1 protein-coding gene and 1 pseudogene are annotated in these 2,522 nt (G+C 75.4%); both read left to right on the top strand.

Annotation, left to right across the window (positions count from 1 at the left end):
* Window positions 1-1,016 (top strand): annotated as a pseudogene (locus FV229_RS27715) (translation initiation factor 2); the annotation flags it as partial.
* A gap of 151 nt (window positions 1,017-1,167) precedes the next feature.
* On the top strand, window positions 1,168-2,522 hold a 1,355-nt coding region (locus tag FV229_RS26445), incomplete at its 3' end, for a heme biosynthesis HemY N-terminal domain-containing protein (RefSeq protein WP_147754754.1).

The raw sequence follows: 2,522 nt of genomic DNA, 5'->3' as shown, positions 1-2,522 counted from the left end.
CCGCCCTGCAGGAGGAGCCGGGCCGCGACCAGCCGGCGGATGCGCGCCTCGGCGCGACCCAGGCCGGCGATGGGCCGAAGCAGATGGCCGCCCTCGACGGGCGCGTGAAGGCGCTCGAGGACAAGGCGCCCGACAAGGCGGCGCGCGCGCCGGCGGCCGACCTCGCCCCGAAGCTCGCCGCACTCCAGGGCGAGGTGGAGACGCGCGCCAAGGCGAACGCCGAGGCCGACCAGGCGCTCGGCCAGCGCCTCGACGCCCTGCAGAAGACCCTCGACGACCGAGTGAAGGCCGCCACCGAGGCGGTCCAGACCGCGACCCAGGCCAGCCGCGAGGCGGCCGAGGCCGGCAGGAGCACAGCCGAGGCGGCGACCAAGGCCCTCGACCGGCGCCTGCAGGAGCAGGCGGAGAAGGTCGCGGCCCTCGACAAGGCGGTGGCCCTGCGGGCCGAGGCCAGCACCGTACAGGCCGCGCTGAAGGTCGTCACAGCGGACCGAATCGCCGCCGCGCTCGACGCCGGCGTGCCCTATGCCGAGCCGCTGGCGACCCTGCGCAAGCTCGAGACCGGCGACACGAGCCGGATCGACGCCCTGGCGCCCTTCGCCGACAAGGGCGCGCCCACGGCCGACCAGCTCGCCGCCGAGTTCCGGCCGATCACCGACAAGGCGGCGGCGGCGCGCAAGGCGGCGGCCTCCAAGGACGTGGCCGCCAACGGCGACCTGAAGAGCCGCTTCCTCAGCATCGCGGATTCGATCGTGCAGGTCCGCAAGGTCGACGCGCCGCAAACGGCCGAGGCCGCCGACACCGATCCGGTGGCGAAGGTCCAGGCGGCGCTCGACAGCGGCACGCTGCTCGAGGCGTCGCAGGCCTACGCGGCGATGCCGCAGGACCTGAAGGCGCAGGCCGGCGGCTTCGGCGCGACGCTGACGGCGCGGGCCGCCGCGGCGCAGGCGGCGCAGGCGCTGCTCTCCGACGCCTTCAAGGGCCTGCCGACGACCGCGCCGGCCGCCAAACCTTGATGCATTCCTTGCCGTGATCGCATCGAAGCCGTGATCAGTCTCAAGTCGTGATCGCGGCGACACACCATCCCGCGGGGGCGCCCGACGCCCCCGCCCACGACCTCGTCGCGACGCGACGCCGTTCTCGCGGCTGACAGGAGTACCCGACCTCATGTGGCGCGCCCTCGCCTTCCTGGCCCTGCTTGCCGTCGCCGCCTTCGGGGCGGTGTGGATCGCCGACCGACCCGGCTCGGTCACCATCGTGTGGAACGGGTACGAGGTGGCCACCAGCCTCGCCATCGCGCTCGTCGGCGTCGGCGTCGCGGCGATCGTGCTCGGCCTGGTCTGGGCCGTGGTGCGCGGCCTCATCACCCTGCCGGACACCCTGGTGAACGGCTCGCGCGAGCGGCGCCGGGCGAAGGGCTTCACCGCCTTGTCGCGCGGCATGGTCGCCGTCGGGTCGGGCGACCCGCTCGCCGCCCGCCGCCATGCGGGCGACGCCGAGCGCCTGCTCGGCGCCGAGCCGCTGACCCTGCTGCTCAAGGCCCAGGCGGCGCAGATCTCCGGCGACCGACAGGCGGCCGAGAGCGCCTTCCAGCGCATGGTCGACGACCCCGAGACCCGGGTGCTCGGCCTGCGCGGCCTGTTCGTCGAGGCCCGCCGCCGCGAGGACGACGTCTCCGCCCGCGCCTACGCCGCGGAAGCCGCACGCCTCGCCCCCAGCGTCACCTGGGCGAACGACGCCGTGCTCGAGGCGCAATGCGCCGACGGCGATTGGGGCGGCGCGCTTGAGATCGTCGAGCGCCGCGGCTCCCTCGGGCTGATCGAGAAGGCGGAGGCGCGCCGCCAGCGCGCGGTCCTGCTCACCGCGATGGCGCAGGTGCGCGAGGCCGGCGAGCCCGAAGCCGCCACCGAGCGCGCGCTCCAGGCGGTCAAGCTCGCGCCCGACCTCGTTCCCGCCGCCTGCATCGCCGGGCGCCTGCTGGCGCGCCGCGGCGACCTGAAGAAGGCCGCCAAGATCGTCGAGGCGGCCTGGAAGGCCAACCCGCACCCGGACCTCGCCAAGGTCTACCTCAACCTGCGCACGGGTGATTCCGTGCGGGACCGCCTGACGCGGGCCGAGACCCTGGCCAAGCTCTCGTCCTGGACCCCCGAGGCGCGCCTCGCCCTCGCCCAGGCCGCCTTCGACGCCCGCGACTTCGCCAAGGCGCGCGAGGCGATCCAGCCGCTCCTCGACGACGGCCCGACCGTGCGGACCTGCCTGATGATGGCGCGGATCGAGGAAGCCGAGCACGGCGCCGGCTCGGGCCGCGCCCGCGAGTGGTTGGCGCGTGCCGCGCATGCCCCGCGCGACCCCGTCTGGATCGCCGACGGCGTCGCCTCGCCGACCTGGGAGCCGATCTCCCCGGTCTCCGGCCGCATCGACGCCTTCGTCTGGCAGGCGCCGCCGAACCTGCTCACAGGCCAGGAGCCGTTCGAGAGCGCCGCACCCGAGGCCGAGTCCGCCGCCCTCGCGGCACCGCGCCC

Source organism: Methylobacterium sp. WL120, from assembly GCF_008039465.1.
GTDB lineage: Bacteria > Pseudomonadota > Alphaproteobacteria > Rhizobiales > Beijerinckiaceae > Methylobacterium > Methylobacterium cerastii.
The sequence above is the reverse complement of the archived record's forward strand: the minus strand, read 5'-3'. Positions and strand labels throughout refer to the sequence as shown.